The organism is Halalkalicoccus paucihalophilus, from assembly GCF_001593955.1.
In the GTDB taxonomy this organism is placed as follows: Archaea; Halobacteriota; Halobacteria; order Halobacteriales; family Halalkalicoccaceae; genus Halalkalicoccus; species Halalkalicoccus paucihalophilus.
The window spans coordinates 1-21,820 of record NZ_LTAZ01000015.1; the positions used below are offsets into that span (position 1 = coordinate 1).

At 53.3% G+C, this 21,820-nt stretch carries 19 protein-coding genes and 2 pseudogenes; 7 read left to right on the forward strand and 14 right to left on the reverse strand.

Annotation, left to right across the window (positions count from 1 at the left end; translation table 11 throughout):
- Positions 1-640: 640 nt before the first annotated feature.
- The 3 genes from HAPAU_RS17205 to HAPAU_RS21220 form a co-directional block, all read right to left on the reverse strand.
- Positions 641-1,303, reverse strand: a complete 663-nt coding sequence (locus HAPAU_RS17205; protein WP_066385238.1) for a helix-turn-helix domain-containing protein — start codon at positions 1,301-1,303, stop codon at positions 641-643.
- A 98-nt stretch (positions 1,304-1,401) separates the two neighbouring features.
- Positions 1,402-2,061 (reverse strand): helix-turn-helix domain-containing protein, encoded by a 660-nt coding sequence (locus HAPAU_RS17210; RefSeq protein WP_066385239.1) that lies wholly within the window; start codon positions 2,059-2,061, stop codon positions 1,402-1,404.
- A 1,026-nt stretch (positions 2,062-3,087) separates the two neighbouring features.
- Positions 3,088-4,794 carry a hypothetical protein gene (locus HAPAU_RS21220; RefSeq protein WP_157078539.1) on the reverse strand — a complete coding sequence of 569 codons (1,707 nt, stop codon included), beginning with the start codon at positions 4,792-4,794 and terminating at the stop codon, positions 3,088-3,090.
- A 554-nt stretch (positions 4,795-5,348) separates the two neighbouring features.
- Between HAPAU_RS21220 and HAPAU_RS22070 the strand changes: the two genes are divergently transcribed.
- On the forward strand, positions 5,349-5,609 hold the full coding sequence (locus HAPAU_RS22070; RefSeq protein WP_211263625.1) for a putative quinol monooxygenase: 261 nt from the start codon (positions 5,349-5,351) through the stop codon (positions 5,607-5,609).
- Between the two features lie 187 nt (positions 5,610-5,796).
- Here the strand turns inward: HAPAU_RS22070 and HAPAU_RS17225 are convergent, their stop codons facing one another.
- Positions 5,797-6,381: a DUF302 domain-containing protein gene (locus HAPAU_RS17225; RefSeq protein ID WP_084383866.1), complete on the reverse strand. Its 585-nt coding sequence runs from the start codon at positions 6,379-6,381 to the stop codon at positions 5,797-5,799.
- 254 nt (positions 6,382-6,635) lie between these two features.
- Here HAPAU_RS17225 and HAPAU_RS17230 point away from each other — a divergent pair, with 254 nt between their 5' ends.
- From HAPAU_RS17230 to HAPAU_RS17245, 4 genes are all read left to right on the forward strand, one after another.
- Positions 6,636-7,328: a haloacid dehalogenase type II gene (locus tag HAPAU_RS17230; protein ID WP_066385246.1), complete on the forward strand. Its 693-nt coding sequence runs from the start codon at positions 6,636-6,638 to the stop codon at positions 7,326-7,328.
- A 419-nt stretch (positions 7,329-7,747) separates the two neighbouring features.
- Entirely contained in the window at positions 7,748-8,515 is a 768-nt protein-coding gene (locus HAPAU_RS17235; RefSeq protein ID WP_169802685.1) for a lamin tail domain-containing protein, read from the forward strand.
- Positions 8,516-9,258: 743 nt separating this feature from the next.
- Positions 9,259-9,933, forward strand: a complete 675-nt coding sequence (locus tag HAPAU_RS17240) for a hypothetical protein (RefSeq protein ID WP_245634215.1) — start codon at positions 9,259-9,261, stop codon at positions 9,931-9,933.
- Positions 9,930-10,412, forward strand: a complete 483-nt coding sequence (locus HAPAU_RS17245) for a hypothetical protein (RefSeq protein WP_066385250.1) — start codon at positions 9,930-9,932, stop codon at positions 10,410-10,412. The genes HAPAU_RS17240 and HAPAU_RS17245 overlap by 4 nt, the downstream gene beginning before the upstream one ends.
- Before the next feature lie 266 nt (positions 10,413-10,678).
- On the opposite strand, the gene HAPAU_RS17250 is transcribed toward HAPAU_RS17245, so the two are convergent.
- From HAPAU_RS17250 to HAPAU_RS17270, 5 genes are all read right to left on the reverse strand, one after another.
- On the reverse strand, positions 10,679-11,614 hold the full coding sequence (locus tag HAPAU_RS17250; RefSeq protein WP_066385253.1) for an alpha/beta fold hydrolase: 936 nt from the start codon (positions 11,612-11,614) through the stop codon (positions 10,679-10,681).
- Positions 11,614-12,045, reverse strand: coding sequence for a hypothetical protein (locus HAPAU_RS17255; RefSeq protein ID WP_066385255.1), 432 nt, complete (start codon positions 12,043-12,045; stop codon positions 11,614-11,616). Before HAPAU_RS17255 ends, HAPAU_RS17250 begins: the two co-directional genes overlap by 1 nt.
- A gap of 299 nt (positions 12,046-12,344) precedes the next feature.
- On the reverse strand, positions 12,345-12,743 hold the full coding sequence (locus tag HAPAU_RS17260) for a tautomerase family protein (protein ID WP_066385256.1): 399 nt from the start codon (positions 12,741-12,743) through the stop codon (positions 12,345-12,347).
- 167 nt (positions 12,744-12,910) lie between these two features.
- Positions 12,911-13,417 carry a SprT family zinc-dependent metalloprotease gene (locus HAPAU_RS17265; protein ID WP_157078545.1) on the reverse strand — a complete coding sequence of 169 codons (507 nt, stop codon included), beginning with the start codon at positions 13,415-13,417 and terminating at the stop codon, positions 12,911-12,913.
- 483 nt (positions 13,418-13,900) lie between these two features.
- Complete coding sequence (locus HAPAU_RS17270; protein ID WP_066385257.1) at positions 13,901-14,350, reverse strand: universal stress protein; 450 nt, start codon at positions 14,348-14,350, stop codon at positions 13,901-13,903.
- Between the two features lie 665 nt (positions 14,351-15,015).
- Here HAPAU_RS17270 and HAPAU_RS20410 point away from each other — a divergent pair.
- A complete protein-coding gene (locus tag HAPAU_RS20410) occupies positions 15,016-15,303 on the forward strand; it encodes a helix-turn-helix transcriptional regulator (protein ID WP_084383867.1) in 288 nt (95 codons plus the stop codon).
- A gap of 290 nt (positions 15,304-15,593) precedes the next feature.
- Here HAPAU_RS20410 and HAPAU_RS17280 read toward each other — a convergent pair.
- From HAPAU_RS17280 to HAPAU_RS21235, 5 genes and pseudogenes are all read right to left on the reverse strand, one after another.
- A pseudogene (locus HAPAU_RS17280) lies at positions 15,594-16,028 on the reverse strand (DUF2267 domain-containing protein).
- Positions 16,029-16,526: 498 nt separating this feature from the next.
- Positions 16,527-17,696, reverse strand: a complete 1,170-nt coding sequence (locus tag HAPAU_RS17285) for an inorganic phosphate transporter (protein WP_066385259.1) — start codon at positions 17,694-17,696, stop codon at positions 16,527-16,529.
- A 176-nt stretch (positions 17,697-17,872) separates the two neighbouring features.
- Entirely contained in the window at positions 17,873-18,130 is a 258-nt protein-coding gene (locus tag HAPAU_RS22545; protein ID WP_066385260.1) for a hypothetical protein, read from the reverse strand.
- A 120-nt stretch (positions 18,131-18,250) separates the two neighbouring features.
- A pseudogene (locus HAPAU_RS23110) lies at positions 18,251-18,427 on the reverse strand (magnesium transporter); the annotation flags it as partial.
- Positions 18,428-18,451: 24 nt separating this feature from the next.
- Positions 18,452-18,751 (reverse strand): hypothetical protein, encoded by a 300-nt coding sequence (locus tag HAPAU_RS21235; protein ID WP_157078540.1) that lies wholly within the window; start codon positions 18,749-18,751, stop codon positions 18,452-18,454.
- A 356-nt stretch (positions 18,752-19,107) separates the two neighbouring features.
- Here HAPAU_RS21235 and HAPAU_RS17300 point away from each other — a divergent pair, with 356 nt between their 5' ends.
- The gene (locus HAPAU_RS17300; RefSeq protein ID WP_066385265.1) at positions 19,108-21,687 is read left to right on the forward strand and encodes a calcium-translocating P-type ATPase, PMCA-type; all 2,580 of its coding nucleotides are present in this window, start codon (positions 19,108-19,110) and stop codon (positions 21,685-21,687) included.
- Positions 21,688-21,820: the final 133 nt, after the last annotated feature.

The window sequence follows — 21,820 nt, forward strand, 5'->3', positions numbered from 1 at the left end:
CGGGGAGGGGGGGGGGGGGAGGGGGCAGGGGTTGGGAGTTAGGTATTCTCGCCTCCGTCCGTCGCGACCTCCGCGTTCATGAGCGCGTCCATCTCGGCGGCTGCGTCCGACGTGATCTTTTCCCGTTCATCGTTGTCGTCTTGATCCACCTGGTCGTGATCGTCCTGCTGGCCGTGGCCGGAGGCAGTTGAATCAGTCCCACTCGACTGGGAGGAGGGCTGAGATCGTGTCTGGTAAGAGGACCCGCCCGATTTCCCAAGGATCTTCTTACTGCTATTTGTGTCGCGGAACCCGAATCCGTCCTGATTGGCGATCTCGGTAGCGAGTCTGTCGACGTGACTCCACGACCAAGCGCCGTCGAGAACCGAGGAGTGGATCCTTTAGCCTGCGTGCTCGATTACTTCCTCCTGCGGCGCCCCCGGGCCATTGATACGTCTCCGTAACCGTTTTTGGCCCGTTCATTTGTTGACCTCCTTCTGTAGTGATCTAATTGTATTTGCTCGTCCAGTTGATATTCCTCAACACCGTTCAGGAGCGGAGATGCAACTGGATCCATACTACGATGAGCTTATCGATCCGTTCGGCAATGTGAACTTCTATCATATGAGCTGATAGGATCTTAAGAGTCGCACAGTACACACTAAAACGGTTCTCCAGCGGGGCCATACACATGTTTCTCGACGAGACGACGAATCGCTGTTCGAAGCCGCTTGGAGATGGTTGTTTCACTGATACCGATCAGTTCTGCGAGTTCGTTTTGTGTGATTCTTCGGGGAACGTCCCAGTACCCATTCCCATAGGCCATGGCGAGGACATCGTACTGCTCAGACGAGAGTGGGCCTTTTTCTGCGGGCATCATCGGATTATATAGGCCGAGGAGATCGAGTTCGATGGCTTCGTCGGCACACCGGTGGCGGAACTGGGTGAGCGTCTCCCGGTTCATGAACTGGAGGCGGAATTCCCAGAACTCAGCCGTACCCTCCGCACGCATAACATCTATCTCGAGATCAAGGAGAATCGTCACGAGCGCATCAACGTCAGGACTCCAGGAGACCGCATACAGAACCCGATCAGAGGCATGGGTAAGCTGATCGATCTGCTCAACGAGTGGATCGGTACGTAGCGTCTCCTTGACTGATCGTTCGTGTTCGGACATCACCCAGAATAGCGGCATGACCGCCTCGTCTGTTGGAATGAGTCGTTCGAGTTCAAGTTCGACCTCAGGGTACGTTTGTAAGATTCGGCCGAGTGGGAACGCCTCTGCGGGAACGCGGATATCAGTGATAATAGTTACCAGATGCAATCACCTCGGGAACAGGTTTTTGATCGGGCCGATTGGCTCACATCGCTCCGACCAGTGATTTCGATGGCTGTGTTCTCGCGTGCGAAAGGGGTGAATGATTAGTCCTCCTGTTGTTTCGCAAAACCATAGAGCGATTCTTCGACTATGACTTTGATACCCCGTCGGAGGCGTTGGGACATCGAATTATTACTGATCCCAATGAGGTTCGCAAGCTCAGTCTGATTGATCGCTCGTGGGATATCCCAGAACCCATGTTCGTATGCCATCTTGAGCGCATCAAGCTGTTCTGCGGTGAGCGACCCCTCCTCCGGCGGCATCATCGGGTTGTACAGTCGCAGGAGGTCAAGAGGGATCCCCTCTTCGTGGCAGATTCGTCGGAACTGCTCCAATTGGGCCCGATCTCTGAATTGGAGGCGGAACTCCCAGAAATCAGCTCTCCCATCAGCGCTCAAGACGTCGACTTTGAGATCGACGAGTGCTTTGACCAACGTATCGATGTCGGGACTCCACGTGACCGAGTAGAGGACTCGTTCAGGTGTTCGCGTGAGTTGGGCGAGCTCTTCGACAAGTGGATCCTCCTGCAACGTTCGTTCGACAGCGGCTTCACTCGCGGATTCGACCCAGAAGAGCGGGATGATCTCTTTCTGGGTCGGAACGAGTCGTTCCAGCTCGATTTCGACGTCCGGATACTCCTGCAGAATACGGCCGAGCGGAAAGGCATGGGCAGGAACGCGGATATCGGTAATGGTTGTAACCATGAGTATGCTCTGGTGGTCAGTCGTCGATTGCTTCCGAACGAGGCTGTATTTTAGTTAGTTGGTTTACAACTAGCGAGTGAATAGCTTGAACCTAGCGGATGATAGGGAAACCAGCTCAGAAAAAGCAGATGACGTGTGAGTCTGTGATAGAGTTCTCCACAGTAAACTACCCCGCCCTACTCGCTCGCCGTTCGGCTCGCTCATTGAGGACGGGCTTTCCGTGAATTTCCGCACTTTCCGTCCCGTCCCCGTGCATGGACGTGGCGCGGTTCACATCGGCAAGACGGGCACACAGAGGGGTTTTCTGCGTGGTTTTCCGTCCCGTGGTCAGCGTCCGAAGCCGATTCACCCGAGTTTAATTCCCGGTGTTCTCGGCCACGTTGCGTGTGGCGTCAGCGTCCCCGAGTTAAGGGCCGGTCTACGGCGGCCCCTACACCGGCTCCGTTTTGGTTCCGGTGTAGTGTCATCCACTCTGCGTTTATGTTACATAGCTGTTGCCAACGTGCTTCCTCCCCTCGCGGTTGCGGAAGGGGCATCCGCGCTACCGATTAGGTGAATGATATTCACAAAACGGAGAAAGAAGGTGCCTCTGACACCGGTTTGGCTCTGACACGGCCTAGGGGCAAGGTGACTCACTGCCCCTACAGACATCTACTACTCCCATGTCAATAAATAGTAATCTCAGTGCTAATGCAGTTTATACACTCTCCACTTGCGTGAGTAGTCGTTTAGTACAATAAGTCCAGTAAGAGGGGTCCAACGCCGTGTAGCAGTGGCCCTCTCTTGCTAGCGAATGCAGCTGGTTAGAGGCTGTGTCAGAGGTACCCTTGGCTCCTTCTCCACTTTAGAGCCGATGAATCCTGGGATTTTGGGTCTGGCATGTGGGTGGATGCGGCGAGGGCTTGATGGTGGCTATCACCACCGATGATAATCGAATGTGAAGAGGGTTATCTGATCCAATATAATTCCGCCGTAGCGTTCGATATCCGTGAAATCCAGCGCTGTATATCGAAACTACAGAGCTGACTACTCAGAAGATTTAATCGCGTTGTGGTCAATAGGTGCTCCAAATGAGGGTGGTGTTAATTTCCGAGCATTGTCGTAGAAATTTCTCCAATGGCTGATGCGAACAAAGCCGCCCTGCGTGGTTGTGCCGGTATGAGGTGCCGTATTTTGAGTAAACGCATACGGTGTGAAATTTCGAACACTTCCATCGACACCCGAATTACGTGGTTGTGGACCAATATGCATAATGCTATTCCGTGTGATCCGAACTTCCGTACCTGGATGTGGGATTCCTCGGTTCGAATACACCCAGTGCCAGCGCCCTCGATCGAATCCTAGTGGATGGGGGGGCATCTCGGGACCATGAATTATGTTTGTAAAGCAAAATGTATTATTGCGGATAATACAATCACCACCAGCACGGTATCTGAAGAACTCGTCGTCTTTGTCATCGTTTATCCAGTCCTCAGAGAGGTTGTTCTGGAGGGCATGCATATCAATTCGGTGACTTGAAGCGGACGGACCGAAAACATTATTGATTACTGTATATCCTGCATCGTGCAAACCAAATCCATTGATGTCATGGCGATGTGCATCGAGGAAACAGTGATCGATAGTTGGATGGCCACGATAAACAGTAAGGAAGTAACCCAAACTTGTCATCATATTATCATGGGCGTAACAGTGATGAATATGGGGATCAGCCCAAACTCGAAATGCCTGAACGCCCCACCCCCAAATTTCACAGTTGTCCACCTCAATTGAGTCACTATTTAGGTCGGCAAGTTCATTGCCTTTATCGAATCGACCATCTTCTAATGGTAGGTACCCAGGATATTCGTTATTATTCCAATTATCATGTGAGGGTCCACGGAGTTGAAGACCAGTGAACCGCACGTTATCCTCACACTCGAATATACGTGGGATTGGATAGCCAGTCGCATTCGTATAGATCAGAGATCTAGGGTTATTAACATGCCCTCGATCACCTGCAATTGTTATATTCTGAGTCTTAATTCCTCGTCGCTCTTCCATGTCGATCGGCTCGTCGATCCATACAATCAGCTTATTTGATGATTCACAGGCGTTTTGAAGTTCCGATGCCGATGTGATGATCTGATCGGCGTCTGATCGAGTAGGTACATCATTTTGATTGACGTAAACACTGCCTCCTCCGAGTGGTTTCTGTTCAATATGGCTAAGAATGTCGTCTTTCCAATAAGAGCGAGCCTCATAATTGGTTGCATTATCTGGATAGAATACGTTGCGATATTCTTTACCACCACTCTCATGTTCTGTTTTAATTGGATATGTTTCGCTGTCTTGATCTGGTACTGGAGTAGTGAAAACGGTAATCTCTTGGTCACTAGCAAGATCTATCGATCGAGTTTTCTGCTCGTAACCCTCTCGAGAGAAACTCGTATCGTAAGGTGAAATGGGGTTTACCGCTTCGATTTCTACGACGCCATCTGCATCAGTGATCCCCCCAAAAAGAGTATCACCTTCATCAGAGACACCGCCTATTCCACCGACAGCAGCCCCCTCAATTGGCTTATCCGTGTCCGCATCCATAACATTCACCGTAAGTGTAGATCTACTTTGCGCTGGTGAAGAAGTGGGTATACCCGTATGTTCGTCGCCACTACTACTGCCGATTGCGATATTACTCATGAGCGCGATGCTAGTTGTCTGGAGCAACCAGCGCCGTGTTCGTTGTTTATCAGTCATATTTATCGATTGTTACCTCTTTCAGAGGTAGTTAATATATAACTAATTTATATTTAATAGTATTGGTATTTATTAAAATAATTACATTTAAAATTATGAATATGAATGTAATTGTATACTAACAGTTATTCTTCATTTCATTTGGTACTGTCTAGTTACCTCCTTAGCTGGCGTTCTGTCGATAGTTTTCTGAGTTGCCACCGTTGGCTTTGGCCTTAAGAAATTGTGTGAGCCCGTCGTGGAGTGTTGGAAAGCGGGTATGGTGGGTGGACTCTAGGTTTGGGGTCCGGAATGGGTATAGATGAACCGAGGACGTGGAGGGTGGCAAACTCATTTTAATCATTATTGATTAAAATAGATTGGCCAACATCTAATTCGCCCGTTACCAGGCAGTACGGGCCTCTTGACCCTCGTATCCGGCTTTATGAACTATATACGACTGTATATCCTTCGTTACTCCTCGTCGGCCATTCCTATAAGGAAGGATCAGTCCGAGTGGATCAGCAAGCAACATCAACCTCTCGCAGTTCGTCCAGGAGCAGCTTGACGAAGCGATGGATCCCTCGGACGACGAACTCGCACAGGCCTATCGTGAGAACGCGGAGAACGCCCAACAGGTGAACGACGAGTGGAGCGATGTTTCGACCGAGGCGAACCAACACCTCAGCGAGAACCCTTTTGAGGAGCACGAGGGCGAAGCGCGCGAACGAATCGAAACAGTATCTGAACGCTCTCGCAATGAGGACGGCATCATTGAGTATCAGGTCGCGACCGATATCGACGATCGGAACGTGTTCAGGCTCTTCGAGAAGTAGGAAGACGAGGCCGCGTTTGAAGCACATGCCGAGACGGATCACTTCCAAGAGTTCGCAGCAGTACTCCCGGATCTCCTCGCTGGTGAGCCGACTGTGACGCAGTTCGATGTTACGAACGCCTCGTCAGTCGAACTCTGAGTGGAAATCTCACCTATTTATCACATAGAAAACACATAAGTAGTGCACGTTACTCAGTCCCGTTTTGACCGCTTTCTGCTAGTGTAGCAAGAGCGTCGCTGATCATGTTCAGTAGCTCTTTTTGTCCGTCTATCCCGTGGCGTGTGGCGACGTACTCGGGATCATTGTAAGTGACGTTCACATCCCCGTTTTCGTCCTCCCAGACGAGCATTTTTTGCGGTAGGTCGATTCCGACTGACTGCGTTTCTTGCATTAATGGGGTTCCGGCTGCAGGATTACCGAACATCTGGAGCGTTGTCGACCGCAAGTCCTCACCGACCGAGGCGGCGTTTTCTGCGTGGTCCACTGTCGTGATCACCATGGGATCGTCATCCTCGATCGCCCGCTCAATACAGGCGACAGTCGCCTCAACACTAGTCCCCCCCTCAATAGTGACGAGGCCATTATCGGGAAAGCAGAATTCTTCGTTTTTGTGAGCGTTGTCCTGGTTCGTCGTGTCTCTACCTTCGTCTGCGTTCTTGCTCTCCTGTTCGTCAGCACTTGCAGTAGTTGTGAATGCGCCAGCACCTAGCACGGCACCCAGTCCTTGGAGAACTCTTCGTCGTTGTGATCCAATCTTATCTTTCCGAGACATACAGAAATTATTTCAACAGCCACTCGGATAGATCTTTCCTAAATAGTTACAAATTCCGTGAAACAGATATCGATCCTCGTGTCGCAGCACAAGTTGGTGGCACTAGAGAATAGTTCCCGCAAGATTGGTCAGAGTCAATTACGTCAATCTACCCGTTATAAAAACACTGTAGACGGGTCATTAGGTACCATATCTGATCTCTGTGTGATAAAGACACACTTATATCTGAGAGTGACCTCCGCCTCTGTCATAGCATGGAAAGACCTGAGATGGTCACGGTCGATTCGTATACAACGCTCGTTGATGTTAGCTCACAGGCCGCCGTCCTAGAGGCACATATCCCGGAGATCAAGGACGGGGACCGCGTCTCGCAGCTCTGGCGGAACCAGTACATCCAGTACTCAATGATCGCGAACGATATCGACGCGTATCGTCCATTTTGGGAGTTGATCGGCCAAGGACTCCAGTACGCTCTCGAAGCGACCGGCTATGACGTATCGAATGACGTGCGCGACCGCATTCGCAAAGAGGTCTATGAGGAGCGGATTACCGTCTTTGATGATGTGGCTGATGGTATCGGGCGGGTGGTTAATGCAGGCTACGAGGTGTACGTGCTCTCGAATGGGAACCCGGCAATGCTTGAGCATCTGATTGGGGCTGCTGAACTCGAGGATCTCGTTTCCGATACGATCAGTGCCGATGAGATCGGGGTCTACAAGCCTGATCCGGCTATCTATCAACACGCCGCTACGCGTGTTGAAACACCAATCGAGAACATCCTGCACGTTTCGGGTGGCGGTATGCGTGACGTCTGGGGCGCAAAGCATGCAGGCATGATGGCTGGGTGGCTTGCACGACCCGAACAGAAGGCTCCCCATGAATCTCTCGGTCAGGATCCTGACATCGTTATCGAGGATTTCAATGATCTTGCTGATCGCTTAGAATAATTGTTTCGAGGCAATTCCTATAGACGGAATATCGGACGCACTATGGAATGTTGAACCTCCAGTGATAATCACTGCAGTAATATGCAGCATAGCTCTCCCTACACGAGTGATGCAACAGCCAGTGGAATATTACATAAACTAAATTAGTAGTAATTCAAATTACTACGAAGAAGTATCTGTCTAAGATATATTTTCGCGACCATATTAGCATTCCGATTTGCAGTATCATCTCTTCGGCTCTGATTTGGGTAGCAAACAATGGGATAGCTCCAAAATCTCTAAGAAATAGCGATAATGGGGACTAACGAAAATTATTCCGATAATCTAATACAAATCAGAATAGAAAGATTATACTTGTGTGGTGATTTCCGATAACAATATCTTTAATGATTGTTAGCGAGTGGGGGAAGTCGCGTCATATGACACAACGTAATGGGGACAAGTCAGAGGGGAATAATACAACTCGACGAACAGTACTGAAGGCGGGGCTTGTGGTTTCAGCGGCAGCAGTGGGGATTTCATCATCGGGAATCGGGCTCGCTCAAACAGACCTGAATCTGTCTCTCAATGCCGATGCTGAAGGAGAAACGGTCACAATTACGAACAACGGCGACAGCGAGGTTGACCTGTCGGGCTATCAGATGAACTTCGAAGCGGGCGAGGATAGCGAAGTGGACCAGATTCGGACACTGGCAGGAGAGGTTATCATTGGCGCTGGTGAGTCCGTGACGGTCGCTACGGGCGCTGGAGAGAGCGGTGACGTGTCGCTGGAGGACCCATACGAAGGGGAAGTCCTGAACAACGAAGAACCAGACGTTGTGGCGCTACTCTCGCCTGACGGCAACGTGGTTGCTTCCACAGATGAAACTGGAAGCTCAGATGACTCGGATAATGAGGAGAACAGCCCGGACGAGGAAGACACATCGGGAGAGGATACGGACGATAACGAAGATGCGCCGGAAGAAGACGAGTCAGACGTGGATTCGGATGAAGATTCAGAATCGGATTCGGAGGTCGAAGACGAGGATGAGGACGAATCCGGAGATACTGACGAAGGTGACGGGTCAGACGATTCTGATGAGTCGTCAGATGACTGTCCGGAAGAAGAACCAGAACCCGAACCAGAGGATGACTGTCCTGAGGAAGAGCCGGAACCAGAACCTGAGAACGACTGTCCGGACGAGTAGACAGTAACCAACGAGTCGTTGCCAATTTTCTTTTATTCGAATCCTCAACAATAGCAAAATCTGGATGCAGAATTTTGGATTCGTCTTCCTGGCAAAACGGCCATACTATATTTTGTATACGGACTGTTTGGCCATAGTCTTCCATAGACCTCCAAACCGGCCGGTGCTCGAAATACTATACAGGGAGAAAGCCTACAACAGTTTCTGTCATACTTGTAACTGCAAGGTTTCCCATACCACATAGAAATTGAACCACTATGAGGAATGTTGGCACAATCTATAACTTGCTGGGGATGTCATCGAATACTGGAAACCGACAAACGGGGACGACACGCGAAGCCAATTCCATTCAAATCACAATGGAATTCCCTGCTGGGAACCCACTTCAAATCGCATTATAGCCCATTGCAGGTTATAAGAGTAAGAAGGCAAAACCCGTCGCTATCGGGCGAATGGGAAGCGCGTAGGACGAATATGGACTCGTCGGGAGTGGATCTCAAGACAACTCCCATGGTAAGGGAGACGATTTGACCAATCACACGAAAGATTCAGTTGCCTCAGCTATTCACAAACTACACTACGCAGCTCATTAGCTAAATCTGGAGCGTGTTCTTCCAGATGTGAGAGATCATCGCTTAATGGTCCACCTACTGGCGTTACGAGGCCTGCAACCGCGAATCCATCCGCGAGCAGGATCTCCACCGCGAGACCTTCCACGCCGACGAGTGTGAGGTAGCCGAGCGATGCTGACCGAAATCAGCATCGACACCACCCAACTGTTCGACGGCACTCGACTTTCGAAAACCAACCCCGACTGCACGGCCTGCAACCGAACCCTCAGAGAAGGCGAACAGGTCACGATCTACGCCGTCCGACAAGAGGACGCCCCCAAATTCACGATCGAACGCATTTACTGCCGTGAGTGCACCCCCGAGGAACTCACTAGCCCGACGCTGGCCCTGAGCGAACACCTCCTCCAATCCCGGCTCACCCGCACGCTGGACGTTCGCACCCAGAGCGAGTTCCAGACACTCGGAGCAATCCAAACGCTCGATGCAAGCGTCCCAAGCGAAGGCAGCGCCGAAGCCTACGAGGAAGAGCCGCCGACAGCCCTTCTTCGAGACACTCATATCCAGAACCCCGCAAGCGCAGTCTATCACATCGACGACGGGGAGGGCCAGCCGCTGTGCAACTGCCAAACCAACGCCCAGTACACGCCGGTCCCACTCGCAGAAGCCGAGGCGAGTACGGCCCGCCAGTGTGGCAACTGCACGGTTGCCCGCGAAGGCGAACAGGCGACCAAGCCCTGCCCGCACTGCAATGCCCAGATCGGGATGAGTGCGTGGCCCCAACACGTCCGGGCGTGTACCGAGACACCACCCAAATGGTGGCTGAGCGATGAGCCAGCCATCGGATGATTCCCAGGCGGTCAATTGAACAGCTCCGCGAGGATCTCAGTGACTACAAGGAGTACGTTGGCCAGCACCACGCGCGGATGAACCAACGGATCGCAACCCTCGAGGAAGACAACGACCGGCTCACCGAACGCGTCGCCGAACTCGAGGCCCAACTCGATCCGGATCCGAACGGCAAGGAGTACGAGTCGATGAGTCGCGACGAGCGCGTACACAAGATCCGGACAACCCTCTTCGAGGATGCCCAGCATCGCCACAGTGGGAAATCCCAGATGACCTACAAGGAAATTCTCCGGCTGTTCGACAATCATCCCTCCGATGGGTATGCGTACAAGCTGCTGACACTCGCCGGTGCAGAGGAAGGTTTCGAGTACGCCGACTCGAACGGGACTGGAAAAGTGGTTCGCGTCGATACTGGGGCTGTGAACGATGAGACGCTCGTTCATGCTGGGAATAATCGAACCAGCCAGGAGGCCGCCTGAGATGGCCCCAAACACCCTCCCCAAACCACCGCCACTTTAATTAGACTAAACCTATGTTGTTGTAGTAGCGGTAATAAAGGAAGCAGTAGCGGTGGGTCTACCGCCTCCACTCCACTCCAACGTGGAGGCTGGAGGCGTGAACGGATATCTGGCCGTTATTCACGCTGTGAAAAACCTGCTCTTGTCTTTTATCGTTTTTCTCTCTCACGGGCCCTCGTTGTATGAGTGACAGTCAACTCAGTCCAGCAGCAAAAACAAGCGCGTCACTAGGAGGACGGAGTAAGATCGACCCCCACATCCTCAGGGGTCAGCGTTTCGGGCAGCTCCCCCTCTCGATCACCAGTGATGTCGGCCAGGATTTCCGAGAGATAGCCGTTGAACAGCGCTGGATGTTCACTCATCGGGAAATGACCGATATCGCTCATCTCGACTGCTGTTGCCCCTTCCCCGATACCATCTGCTACTTCCCGCCCATCCGTTGGATCCGTCAGGTAATCGTACTCGCCGTTGACTGCATAGAGTGGACACTCACTGGCATCGATCTGATCGAGTTTCTCGCGGTAGTCGTGATCGACCGAGTAGTAGTAGAGATCGCCTTTGAACACGCCTGTCGCGCCTTGCTCATACAGGTACATCGTCTCTCGACGGGTCTGTTCTGGGCTTTGTTTGGCCATCAATCCCCAACAGGAGTACGCGTTGACCTCCGTTGTATTGACGTGGGGATGATCGAGCCAATCGATATGAAAGCCGGGACTGTACGCGCCACATTCGAGTCCGATCAGCGCTCGGAACCGATCCGGATACCAATCGGCCAGCTCCAGCGTAATGTTGCCACCCATACTTGAGCCCATATAGATCGGGTCCTCAAGATCGAGTGCATCCGCGATACCGACGATCGTCGCGGCAAACTGTTCGGCATCTAATTCGTAGTCTTCTTCCCACCAGTCGTCACTGGTTGGTGGAACGGATTTCCCGTGGAAGGGCAGATCGTATGCAATCACCCGAAACTCGTCGGTGATATCGTCATCTGCGAGGAGATGCCGCCATTCTTGGTTGTTACAGCCAGCCGTATGCTGGCAGAGGAGTGGAATCCCATCGTCTGGGCCGTTTTCCTCGAAGTAGATTCGATAATCGGTTCCATCGACATCGACGTGAACGTACTTGCCGGTGATCGGCTCGACTGTTCCTGGTTCAGTGCTCATTAGAGGTTCCCTCCGTTGTTGTGGGCTTTGCGCAGCAAGTCAAGCATCCGCTGAAACGCACGCAAATTCTGGAAAATAACTTTGTTGTTGCCAGTCAATTGGAGATGACCGTCATCACCTTTCACTGCACTTCGGTAGTGGGAGGCGATAATCTCGTGATTGAATGCTGGAGGAACTTCTTGGACAAACTCCTCCCATGCTTCAGTGTCACCCTCGACCCCGAAAGACCACTGATGATTCATCGCCGGGTTCGGGGTGATTGCGTCAATTTCCCCGCTATCGACTTGGATGAGAACCCGATCGTCACCGATCTCAATATAAAAATTTTCGTCGAATTTATCGTGGCCACGGACCTTCATCTCCGGGTCGCTGTTGACCGTCTCTTTGTAGTGTTCCCACCACGCTTGTGAACCGAGTTCTGTTTCTGCCATTGTGGACTCCCAGTACTGGAAACCAGTACGGACCTAGTGATGAGTTCACAGGCTTGTAAAAGCCACCCACGGAAGATACAACCCATTTATTAGTGTATTTATAGGTTAAGGGATGGTATCCGCTGTTATCTTCGTCGGTCCGGTCCACAATTACGGTTGGAGATTTTTTCGTGGATAACGATTTTACTCCGCCAAGAAGGCGCCTATAGTCTCCTACCCGATAGCCAGACGATCGAATCAGAGACCCATCCTACCTGGTGGGGAGCACGTCGGCTTCAAGCGACCGGACGCAAGAGCGTTCAATCAGCGCCCGTATCCGCTTCGTTGGCCTCCCAGGAGGACAGGACGCGGTCGTACTCGTGAAACTGCTCTCCCGAATGTTCGGTCACAACTGCGTACATATTCGCCGTTGGAATTGCCCACTGTTCGTGAGCAGTCTCGAAGGCCGCACGAACGAACGTCCGTTGCTGTTCGAACTCTCGTCCCTCCCGGATGTCGGCGTTGAGCATTACTGCATCAGCATCGGGCTCAAGCCGTCCGAGTGAGAAAAACCCATCCGCAAGTGTGTGGATCGTGACTGCAACGTGGCCCGTCCCGGTCGCCATATGATCAGCATACAGTTCGGTAACCGCGTCCGCAAAGTCGTGTTTTGCAGCCCTGTCGAGACCGATCGTCGTTTCGAACTGAAGATGTGGCACGACCGCTGAAACAACCGACCGCTGAATAGGTCTTTCTGTGTCCCATACTCCCCGAGACAAGTGTATTCTCCGCGCGGCGGTGAAACAACAGCTTCGATCAGTTGGACCTTGTGCAACATACCGGCTACGGCGGATTACGGTGTTGCACAAGGTTAAACAAACCTATACTATGCTTCTTCAATCGAGATCTCACCACCACATCGCCCACAAGAATACTGCTCTGGTCGCTTCACAACCTTTGACCGGCGATATCGCGGATCACGACTCTCACACTCTTCACAAATGATCCAGTAGTTCGGGTCAGCATACCGCTCGCAATGCCGATCCGTCTCCAGCGGTTCAACCCACTGGGTGAAAGTCGACCCATGATCGGCCTCACCGCACTCGTGATACTGCCACGCGTGAATGAGCTCGTGGCGAACGACTCGGGAAAACTGCTCCCATCCATACGATTCATACGCGTCCCACGAGAGGCGAATCGTGATCTGCTTACTCTGGTAGTCGTAGATCGCGACGCCCGCGGAGCGCTGCATCCGCGTTGAGGTCTCCCAGTCGATCGTCTCAACGGGTAACTCTGGAAAGTGCTCATCAGCAACCATCTCAGCATGGGCCGCTGCTCGCTCACACAGCGCCGCTTTCGTCTCTGGTTGATCTCGCCACTCGCTTTTTCTCATCACTCTGAGCGGGCGCTGTGTGGCTCTCAGCCGTCGAAGCAGTCCAGTCGCCATCAGTCAATCGTGCTTGCTTCATCGATCAAATACTATCGTCGTGTTTGCTAGCGAACGATCCAACCACCGGACACCGCTTCAATCCTCGGTATCACCCTCCGCATGTGGATGCGGCGTTTGGAAGCTTCCACGATAACAGGGTCAACACGAATGGTCCTCAAAGGTCGGTAGGTAGTTACAATTGCCCAGACGATTCCCTTCTTGCTGCTTATTGAGACCTGCATACGTCTTAAAAAAGTAATCTGAGTGCTCTTTCGATATCTGGTATATTGCTCGTTTTCCCTTTCACAATGCCGGATTTGGTATCCTTCTATCGAACAAAGGTAAAACAGAGTATAGACTACCGAGCCACTTATCGGCCGTATACATAAACTTTGGTATCATCCCAACAAGGACTCTTCAACCTTGTCGCGTTTCGACGGACTGCGGTCAGTCTCCGTGTTTAGGCTCCTTTTCTCGAATGATCGTCACAGAACCGGGCGAACGGCGAGCGACCCGTTCGGCGACGCTTCCGAGCAGGAACCGGGACAGTCCGCGTCGTCCGTGGCTTCCCAAAACAACATGATCAACATCGTGCTCCTCTGCGTATTTGACGATCGCATCGGCGGCCCTGCCGTCCCGCATAGCAGTGGTAACGGTGGTTCCATACTCGTCCGCAATCGATTCGGCTTGCTCTAAAAGTGCGGTGGCGGATTCCTGTGCCTGGTCGTACATTTCCTGTGAGTAGAACCCGCCGTCCATATTCATACTTGACCACTCTCGAGGGTCGGTCACGTGAAGGACGTGGATGTCTGCATTGGGAAATGTCGAAAGGGCGTGGTGCAACGCGGCGTTCGATTGGGGCGATTCGTCGAATGGGGCCAAGATTCGCTGTACCATGGTTCACAATCGATCCCAACTGATAAATTAGTATGGGTGTTCTCATGGTGATGCCTTTCTCTTGAAACGGTTTTGTGTAGCTATATTCCTTGAACAAAAGGATTGACAGATATATATAATGATGGCTACAATGAAACGATAGAATAATCCAGCCCTGATTAATTGCACTGGTCTCTTCTCTTCCGTAGATCGGTTCAATTCCGAAATTACACTCATACATTAGTAATTCGGAAATTGACAAAAATTCAACTAGATATTGAAGATAGCAGAACTGCAGTAGTATTATATCAAGGTCTTTTGGAGAGCTCTTTGGAGATTACTGCATAACTCAAGGTGGCCTCCTGCTGAATTTTATTTCACCACTATACGGTATCATTATATTCTGAGTTACCACGTCTGATACACCTTCTGAACAGTGGCCACAGTATAGCATTCTTCATTGCTAAGCCAGCATTCGGTTGCGCCAGCCGGTAGTAGAGAAACTGCTTGAACTACTGGTGTGATGTTCGGAGAGTTGCGTTCGAATCGCTCCTACTCATGAATAAGTCCAACTAAGCTAATTGCGCCACACAGACGGTGCTTTACCCTTATATAATACATACCTATTCAATCATTGTGTGGTATGAAACGAGTACTAGTGGGGCGGGTTACAAATAGTATCCCTCATCCATGACTTGACCGGTTTCCAACGGGACCTGCTCTACGTTGTCACTGGGCGCGATGATCCAAACGGTCTCACGATCAAAGCTAGACTCGAAGAGTACTACGAAAACGAGATCCCTCATAGCCGGTTGTATCCAAACCTCGATACGCTCGTCATCAAAGGATTGATCGAGAAGGGTGAGGCCGATCAGCGGACGAATTATTATCGACTGACTGCCCGAAGCCACCGCGTTTCGCCCGGGTGGAGACCCTTCGAGAACGGGCTTTCGGAAGAGAGGCAAGCTAACTAGCGTATAACCCTATATATTGGTCCCCGTTGCAGATCGATTCCGTCCTAGTGTGTGGCCTAAACAGGACCGTCTACAATAGCCAGTAGGACTGTGATCAAGAGCAACTGTCGGCCAAGTACCCACTATGATCCCCAAATAGAAGCTGTCCCGCCAAGAAATTACTATAATCGGCTTGTCGCAACAGAAGACTAGTGCTGGACGCGATATCAGTATCGGAGTGGACAGTGTTACTGGATTGGTCCCGATAGGCGTCTTTCCCATCCTGGAACCGGGCCACGATTGTTCTCGACCTACGGATTCTGGGTCTCCGTCCAGCCGCCAGCATCTACCATCTCGAACAGCTTCCCCCAGTTCTCGTCGTTTCGGCTCTCCGGGAGCTGATCACGTAACTGCTGGAAATCCGACGGTGGCACCACCGTTTCGATCAGATCGATGATCACTCACGCGTGGAAGGCGGCTTCAACCCTGTCGACGCCCGTGCCCTCAATTTCGCTGACTCGCGAGACGAACTCCTGCCAGTCGAACCGCTGGCTGTGGGTCTGAACCGCGCCAGTCATGTACCATTTGATCTCCAAGGGGAGGTTGGCGGCGAAATCCTCGGCGTTTCCTTCGGGAATCCGTTCACCGAGGACCATGAGCGTCGCACGGATCGCCCGAACTGCATGGCCCGTATCTTGTAACTCAAGGCGGTGCTGTACCTGGCCGGTAAACTCGTCGAAGTTCATCGTATCGTGTGTCTTCGATTCCCAGTGACATTAATCCCTGAGATCACTCTCACTTTGCCGGACAACCGTCTTCAATAGATAGACGTTCAACAGGATCCGAGCCTATCATATCCGATTGGCAGTAGTCTCCAACGAACCGTCATCTCGTATGGCTTAACAGGACGACTCAGATCAGAGGAGTACGAGTGCGAACATGAAGTAGATCACGATACTGAGTGTGGTTGAATGGCAGTCACAAGCGGGCCACTACCGAGTGCTGGGTCCACCCCCCATCCGAATAAACCCGATCGGGATGACTGAGGCAAGGATGATCGTGAAAGCAGTTGCCAGGGCTATTCGAACTACCATCTCAGGAGGTACATAAGATTACTACTGGCCACAGAATAACTCTGTTAGGAACACGATGATGCGGACTCTGATCGAAAATATACTCTTCTTGCGCAGGAAACGGAGGATAGCGTGGACTACTTATTTCTGGTAGAGTACGCTAAACTGAGCCTATCCAACGAATGGGAAGAAAACGAAGAATGCGTATGAGAGGCCGAGCGAGACGCATGGTCCGATGACCCACATCAAGACAAACTTCGTCACAGCTTGCGGGTTAAACAATTCGTTAGCCTCCATCACCTCGGGTTCCTCCTCACCGATTTCCGGCACCTTCTCGGGTGTCTCGACCTTGAGTGCGCCCATCGACAAAACGTCAACATCGATCTCACCCTGTACGAGATCTTTTGCGGCGATCAACCGACTCGCACGTCCCCACCCGAGACCTACAATGGTCATGACGGTCGCCATCACGAGGCTGATCGGGATTCCGATGTACGAGAGAATGGTCGTGATAGTCGCCGCCGTCACCATCACAATAACTGCCGCTAGCAACGGAATATCAGAGAGTTCGCCTCCAACGGAGTCCATTGTCCGTCGAGCGATGGTGAATCCGCCCAGTCCGATTGCGACCGTCCCGAGGAGGATCGCAGGATTATCCGAGAGCGCACCATCGCTCACCAACGGGGCGACAGCGTTCGGGACGTTGCTTGCGCCGGCGCTAAACGCCATATAGCACGCGGCAACTAACACGACGATGGTGCCGACGAACTCTTGGTGCGTCGTGTTCGGGCCGAGTGCGGGCTTCGGAATCGTCCCGCTTTGATCGAGGACGAGCAACGCCCCTGGTGTGGAGGAGACTTTGAAGTGCCGATCGAGGTGCGGGTATAGATAGCGTCCGATTACACTGCCGATCCAGAAGCCGATGAGGGGAGTGAAGATCCACCACGCTCCGATTCTCCCCATTGTCTCCCACTGGAGTGTACCAGTCGCTAGCCCCAACCCGGCAATCGACCCGACGGTCGTCATCGAAGTGGGGACAGGGACACTGAAGACGTTCGCAATAAGGATTCCCAGTCCAATAAAAAAGAGGACGGCAACTCCGACTTCGAGCGAGATGGCGGTAGTAATGATGTCGTTGGCAAGTGTATCGATGACGTTGCGACCGACCGTCCACCCGCCCAAGAAGACGAAAAACGTCATCACCGCGGCGGCCGTCGTCTTCTTCACCAGTCCTACACCGACAGCTGGTCCCCACACGACCCCAGTTGACGAGCCGCCGATGTTGAACCCGACGAAGACCGACGCCGCGACCCCAACGAGTAGAATCACGGTAAGTTCCATATTAGGGAACAAGGACGTCGATAGACAACTGTGTTTTGTAGCTCTCATATGGGGATATGATAGAATATGAACAATTTATCATATAGGAATGATAAAATGCTGTATCGGGATACCTGCAGATGCGTTCGCGTACTTTTCTCAGAGTTTTACCGGGAATCGAAGTACAGCGGAGAGATCTATCCGACATAAATGCTGAGAATCAGGGCAAGCAAAACGGCGTGCCAGACGATCGCTGCAGCCTGGACCCTCGCGTCGGTTGGTGGCAATGGGGGGTTCCGGTACATGGCATCGTAGGTGAATACAGTTGCGACGACCGCACCGGCGATGACCGCGGCATGGAAGCTAATGGACGTTACAAGGCCAAGACTTATCCCACCAACTAGACTTCCAACGATTCCAACGAGAATTTTGTCGTAGTAGTCAAGGTCACTCATTAGCCTATTCCCGACTAGAGATTGCCGTCCAACGACTAAGCAGTATCGTTGGTTCTCACTGCTCGGGAAGATCGGGTTTGGTTCGGGTGCCGAACTGCTAGCATAGAGGCTAAAGATCACGATACTGAGTGCATCTTGAATGGCAGTTGCAAGCGGGCCACTACCGAGTGCTGGGCCCACCCTCACCCGGATAAACCCAATTGGGATAAGCGAGGCAAGGATGGTCGCGATCCCACTAGAGACGAACAGCGAGAGCCCAACAACGAGGCCGATCTGTAGCGAGTCGCCAATAACTATCGCGCCAAGCCCGCAGGATCCCGATCATACTACCAAGAATAATCCCGACGAGAACTCTCGCCAGAGGTAGGTGCTGTAATCGACGTCAGTGATCGCAAATGCTCTTATCGCGATGGCTTCCGATTGTGTCCCTACCGAATCGGCGATGTACGCGACGACGGGCGGAAAGAAGGCAAGTGTGATCGTCTCTTGAATGGTTGCCTCGAACTGGCTCGAGATGACGCTAAGGAACAGTCCAGCGACCAGCCCGAACAGGAGCCACAGCGCCCGACTCCAAACGGTGACTCGCACGCAGGCGGACGCGAGGTCTGCGATTCGACGCACTCCCCTTCGCACCCCTGCACGGAGGAGCACGTCGCACCGTATCTCGTTCGCGTTGTTCCGAACAGAATCTGGCGCTACGCCATCCCAATTTACGCGTTTGGAATCGGCATCGGAAGCCTGTTGTTCGGTTTAGACGCATGAGAAACAAGCCGGTAGACGAAGATGCGGCTTTACTACTGGCAACTCCGGTCGTCCATTGCTAAACGACCAGCGAAGGGATTCACTCGTTTGCCCTTCTGTCCAGACTCTCCGTCCTCCTCGTGTTAAAGAGCTGATCCCGTCCGGATCACTGTACCGGTCAAGCGGTATGACATCCGGGACGTATGTCTAAGTAGTTTGAACTGGAAAATGACATAGTGGCCGACTCCCCGTACGAACTGCCGGCGGACAGCGTCGCCGAGACGCTCGGCTCGAGACGCAATGGGCTAGACGACGAGGAGGCCCGGCGGCGACTTGGGGAGCACGGCGAGAACGCCGTCGTGGGAAGCGGCGGGCGGCGACCGGCTGCCATCTTCTTCGCGCAGTTCGACAGCGTTCTGATTCAGGTGTTGCTCGTCGCGGCCGCCCTCTCGATCTGGGCAGGTCACGCCGTCGACGCGATCCTAATCACGATCATCGTCGCCGCGAACGGGGTCTTCGGATTCGTCCAGGATTACAAAGCCGAGCAGAGTCTGGAGTCACTGCGCGAGATGGCCGCCCCGATGGCGACGGTTCGACGAGACGGCGGGGAACGGACGGTCGACGCGACGGAAGTCGTTCCCGGCGATGTCGTCGTTCTGCGGGGCGGCGATGTGGTCCCCGCAGACGGCCGGCTGCTTTCGGTGACCAGCCTTGAGGTTGACGAAGCGGCGCTGACTGGCGAGAGTGCCCCGGTCTCGAAATCGTCGGTGCGAGTCGGGCCGGAGACCCCTCTCGCCGAACGGGAAGGGATGGTCTACCGGGGAACGAACGTCACCCGTGGAAGAGGTCTCGCCGTCGTGACCGAAACAGGAATGAAAACCGAGGTCGGCAGGATCGCGGAGGATCTCGCCACGACCAGTGAGACTCGGACGCCCCTACAGGGCGAATTCGACGACTTGGGCCGCAGCCTCGGACTGGGGGCGCTTGTCCTCTCTGCGCTAATCGTGCCAGTGTTGCTCGTACGCGGTACGGACGCGGTTCAGGCCGTCCTGACCGCCGTGTCGCTCGCTGTCGCCGCGGTCCCTGAGGGACTTCCGGCCGTCGTCACGCTCACGCTCGCTCTCGGAGTCCGGCAGATGTCGGCCGAGAACGCGCTCGTACGCCGACTTCCGGCGGTCGAGGCATTGGGTGCCGTCGACGTTGTTTGTACCGATAAAACGGGGACGCTGACGAAAGGCCAAATGACGGTCAGCAGGCTCTGGGTGAACGACGCTGTAATCGAACCCGGATCGCGCAGAATCAACATGGACGCGCCCTCGGACCGAGAAGAACTCCTCCTGCGAATTAGCGCGCTCTGTAACGACTCAACACTCACAGACAACGGTGATCCGACCGAGCGGGCGCTGCTCGAGGCGGCCGACCGTCGCGGACTCGACATCAACCGACTCCGGGCCGAGAACCCGCGGGCTGATGAGATACCGTTCTCCTCGGAACGCAAATGGATGGGGACTGTCCACGGCGACGTTGGCTACGTCAAGGGCGCGCCTGAAGTCGTCGTTGAGAATTGCGATCGGATCCTAACCGCTGATGGCCCGGTCCCGCTCTCCGAGGACCGCCGCGAGCGAGTTGAAAGAACGGTCTGGGAATTTGGTGACGACGCGTTGCGGGTTCTCGCGACGGCCTATCGCAAGGAGGTAAGCGATACTGACGACCTCGACAAAAGGCTGGTGTTCGTGGGGCTGGCTGGCATGATTGACCCACCCCGCGAAGAGGTTACCGACGCGATCGCGGCGACCGAACGCGCAGGGATCGCCGTAAAGATGGTCACCGGAGACAACGCCCGAACTGCGCAGGCGATCGCCGAGACGCTGGGGATCGGAACTACCGTCCTTGAGGGTCGGGAAATAGAGCGGATGGACGCAGAGACGCTACGTGAACGGGTCGCGTCCGTCGATGTCTTTGCCCGGACATCGCCCGAACACAAAGTCCGGATTCTTCGAGCCCTCCAGAAACGGGGCAACGCTGTCGCGATGACTGGCGACGGGGTCAACGATGCACCCGCGCTGAAACATGCCGATGTTGGCGTCGCGATGGGAATTCGGGGAACGGATGTCGCCAGACAGGCCGCAGACATCGTTTTACTCGACGACAACTATGCATCAATAGAGAAGGCAATCAAGCGCGGACGGGAGATCTTTGACAACATCTGGAAATTCGTCGCCTACCTGCTTACTGCCAACGTCGGGGAGGTGGCGATCGTGTTCGTTGCTTCGCTGTATGGCTATCTCGTCCTGCCGGCCGTCCAGTTGCTGTGGATCAATCTCCTGACTGATGGGCTACCGGCGCTGGCGCTGGGTGCTGACCCTGGAAGTGCCGACGTGATGGAGCGCCCGCCCCGCGATCCGGACAGTGGGATCATCGGTCGCCCAATCTTAAAACTGATCATCGGCATGGGTGGTGTCACAACGGTCGTCTTACTCGCACTCATGTTCTATACGCTCGAAGGAGCGGTCTCAATCACTCCCTATGCAATGACAATGGTGTTTACAGGCTTTGTCCTCCTCGAGCTCATTGGACTCTACGTCATTCGGTGGCTGCGCGAGACTCCGACACTAGTGAATCCCTGGCTGACGGCTGCCGTCACAGGCTCCGTTTCTCTCCATCTCGCAGTGCTCTATACGCCGCTCAACCGGTACTTCGGGACCGTTGCGATCGGAGTGAATGACTGGCTGATACTGTTCGCTGTAATGGCTGTGAGTCTTCCGCTCTACCTCGCGGTTGCGCTACTGGTCCGACGGGACGAGACAGAGGTATGACGGGAGATGGGCAGATGAGTTCATCGGCTACGCCTTTTGTCGGACGTTTTGCTGTTCTAGGTCCATCGAATAACCCGACCACGCCCTTCTAAATCGTGTTCTCAATCCTCATAGGAGGAACAGGTATCGGTGA